Here is a 3,392-nt window from a genome sequence, read left to right on the forward strand (position 1 = left end):
ATCCGCCGCTGCCATGCTTACGGGCGAACGCCCGGCACGGTGTTCGTACGCGGCGGCACCGAGTTCCGTGGTGGAGTCCCCAACCGGCCCGCGGGCGCCGTGCGTTGACGCGCTGCCCGTGGACGCGCCCTCCGCCGCGGTGTCCTCCTCCGCCGCGCCGTCCAGCAGCCGCCGGACGTCGAGCGCCGCCGAGCGCCCCGCGCGGTTGGCGCCCACGGTGCTCGCCGACGGCCCGTAGCCGACGAGGTGGACGCGTGGATCGGCCACCACGCGCGTGCCGTCCATGCGGATACCGCCGCCCGGCTCGCGCAGGCCCAGCGGGGCCAAGTGCCCCAGGGCGGGCCGGAATCCGGTCGCCCACAGCAGGGTGTCGGCCGCCGCGCGGCGCCCGTCCGCCCAGGCGACGCCGTCCGGCTCGACGCGGTCGAACATCGGCTGCCGCACCAGCACGCCCTTCTCGCGTGCCCGGCGCATCTCGTCGGTCAGGGGAAGGCCCGTGACGGAGACGACGCTGCGGGGCGGCAAGCCCTGGCGTACGCGGTCCTCGACGAGGGCGACCGCGGCGCGGCCCTGGTCCTCGGCGAACGGCCCCTCGCGGAAGACCGGTTCGCGGCGCGTGACCCACAGCGTGCCGGCCGCGACCTCCGAGACCTCCAGCAGATGCTGCACCGCGGACGTGCCGCCGCCGACGACCACGACCCGCTTGCCCTCGAAGGCGGGGGAGCGGGGCCCGGGATAGCCGGCCGTGTGCAACTGTCGCCCGCGGAAGGCCTCCTGGCCCGGGACACGCGGCCAGAAGGGCCGTTCCCAGGTGCCCGTGGCGCTGACGACGGCCCGCGCCGACCAGACCCCCTCGGAGGTCTCCACGCGCAGCCGTCCGCCGCCGCCCTCCCGTACCGCCCGCACCCGCACGGGGCGGCGCACCGCGAGGCCGAACGTCTCCTCGTACGCCGCGAAGTACTCGCCGACCACCTCCGACGACGGCCGCGCGGGGTCCGCGCCGGTCAGCTCCATGCCCGGCAGCGCGTGCATCCCGTGCACCTTCCCGTACGTCAGGGTCGGCCAGCGGAACTGCCAGGCGCCGCCGGGGTGTTCGGCCGCGTCGAGGACGACGACGTCACGGCCCGGCGCATAGCCCAGGCGCCGCAGATGGAAGGCGGCGGCCAGACCCGCCTGACCGGCCCCGATCACCACCACGGCCACCTCGCGTTCCCTCATGCCCCGCACAACGGGAAGCGGCCCCGGGAACTTCCCGCCCGGCGTCACGCCCCGTGAGCGTGGAGGATGGAGGGATGAGCGACGCACTGCACACCCACGTCCTGCACATCACCACAGGCTCAGGCGAGAACGTCACGGACATCACGCACGAGTGCGAGTCCTTCCTCAGCGGCGCCGCCCAGGGCAGGGACGGGCTGCTCAACGTCTTCGTCCCGCACGCCACGGCGGGCGTCGCCGTCCTGGAGACGGGCGCCGGGAGCGACGACGACCTGCTCGCCGCCCTGCGCGAACTGCTTCCGGCCGACGACCGCTGGCGCCACCGGCACGGCAGCCCCGGCCACGGCCGGGACCATGTGCTTCCGGCGCTCGTCGCCCCGCACGCCACGCTGCCCGTGATCGGCGGCGGCCTGGAGCTGGGCACCTGGCAGTCCGTCTGCCTCGTCGACACCAACGGCGACAACCCGCACCGCCGGGTCCGGCTGAGCTTCCTCGGCTGAAGCGGCGGCAGAGGCGGCAGAGGCGGAAGCGGCTGAAGCAGCGGAGGCGGCCGGAACCGCCGTTGAGGGTCGAAGTCCCGTGCCCGGCCGGGGACTTCAGGACGGAGGGAGGCTCGCGCTGATGCGCCGTGCCGCCTCCGCGGCCAGCGGTCCGAGCCGCCGGGCACGCTCCGCGTCGTAGCGCTGCACCGGGACGGAGACGGCGAGCGCGCCGACGGGCCGGCCGCGCGGGTCCACCAGCGCGGTGCCGACCGCGCCCACGCCCGGGCGCCACGCGCAGTCGTTCGTCGCGTACCCCACCTCGCGCACCCGCCGCAGGTCCGCCAGGACGGCGGGCAGATCCGTGGGCGTCGTCTCCGAGAACCGCTCCAACTCGCCGTCCAGCAGCCGCTCCACCTCCGCGTCGGGCAGCCGGGCGAGGATCGCGCGGCCGCTGCAACTCGCGTGCAGCGGCACCCGCGCGCCCAGGTGCACCCATGTACGCACCGGTTCGTCGCTGTCCATGCGGTCGATGACGACGAGGTCGTGGTCGGCGCCGTAGCTGGAGAGGTGGATGGTCTCGTGGGTCTCGTCCCGCAGCTCCCGCATCGTCGGCAGCGCCGCCTCGCGCAGCCCCAGCTCACCGGAGGCGTGGACGCCGACGGATAGTGCCCGCCCGGTCAGCACCCACTGCGTTCTGTCGCCCCGGGACGCGGTGAGCCATTCCGCTTCGCGGAGCGTCACCAGGCAGCGGTACACCGAGGTCTTGGGGATGCCCGTCGCTCTGGCGATCGCTGAGACGCCCACGGGCTGCAGCTCAGCAACTGCCTCCAGAACGCGGAGAGTTGTGATGACCGCGCGCATCCCGCCGCCGCCGTGTGCCGTCAATGGATCTTCCCCTCGGACAAGGGCCCTTCCGGATGGCTCCTGCACAGCCCTTGACAGTACGTGAGCGCCGTCATCAAGGTAAGGGCGATCGTACCGCCAGGTGGTACGTGTTCCGTATTACGGAACGCGCTGCCGACGAGTGCTGGGAGTGCTCATGGACGTCGGACGGACGCTGTTGTTCGTCCCCGGTGACCGCCCGGACCGGATCGGGAAGGCACTGGACGGCGACGCCGATGCCGTCGCCGTCGACCTCGAGGACGCCGTCGCCCCCGAGGCGAAGGACTCCGCACGCGCCCTGGCCGCCGGCGCCCTCACCGCCCGCGGGCAGCGGGGGACCGGTGAGGGCGGCCCCCGCGTCTTCGTCCGCGTCAACGCGCTGGACACCCCCGAGGCCGCGGCCGACCTCCCCGCGGTCCTCCAACTCCTCGGCAGGACACGGCTGGACGGCCTGATCGTCCCCAAGGTCCGCTCCGCGGAGCAGCTCACTGAACTGTCCGCGAGGCTGGACCGTGCCGAGAGCGACGCCGGTACCGCACCCGGCGCGCTGTCGCTGCTGCCCGTGATCGAGAGCGCGGCCGGAGTGCTCGCCGCGGTGGCGGTCGCCGCGTCCGGGCCGCGCGTGGACACGCTGGTCTTCGGCACGCTCGACCTCGCCGCCGAACTCGGCGTACGTCCCAGCCCCGAGGGCCGCGAACTGCTGCACGCACGCTCGCAGTTGGTGCTCGCGACCCGCGCCGCCGGGCTGCCCGGGCCGCTGGACGGCCCGCACGCGGCGCTCGACGACGAGGAGGGCCTGCTGCGCTCCACCCG

Annotated in this window: 4 protein-coding genes; 2 read left to right on the plus strand and 2 right to left on the minus strand. The window is 74.6% G+C overall.

Translation table 11 applies throughout. The annotated features are described in order from the left end of the window. On the minus strand, positions 1-1,218 hold a 1,218-nt coding region (locus AN218_RS08160), incomplete at its 3' end, for an NAD(P)-binding domain-containing protein (protein ID WP_079131927.1). A 74-nt stretch (positions 1,219-1,292) separates the two neighbouring features. On the opposite strand from AN218_RS08160, the gene AN218_RS08165 reads away from it, so the two are divergent. After that, positions 1,293-1,715, plus strand: a complete 423-nt coding sequence (locus AN218_RS08165) for a secondary thiamine-phosphate synthase enzyme YjbQ (RefSeq protein ID WP_070016095.1) — start codon at positions 1,293-1,295, stop codon at positions 1,713-1,715. A gap of 96 nt (positions 1,716-1,811) precedes the next feature. On the opposite strand, the gene AN218_RS08170 is transcribed toward AN218_RS08165, so the two are convergent. Continuing rightward, the gene (locus AN218_RS08170) at positions 1,812-2,558 is read right to left on the minus strand and encodes an IclR family transcriptional regulator (protein ID WP_070016097.1); all 747 of its coding nucleotides are present in this window, start codon (positions 2,556-2,558) and stop codon (positions 1,812-1,814) included. Positions 2,559-2,736: 178 nt separating this feature from the next. Between AN218_RS08170 and AN218_RS08175 the strand changes: the two genes are divergently transcribed. Beyond that, positions 2,737-3,392: HpcH/HpaI aldolase/citrate lyase family protein (locus AN218_RS08175; protein WP_141747511.1), on the plus strand; the 656-nt coding region annotated here is incomplete at its 3' end.

Source organism: Streptomyces nanshensis, from assembly GCF_001751255.1.
GTDB classification, from domain to species: Bacteria; Actinomycetota; Actinomycetes; order Streptomycetales; family Streptomycetaceae; genus Streptomyces; species Streptomyces nanshensis_A.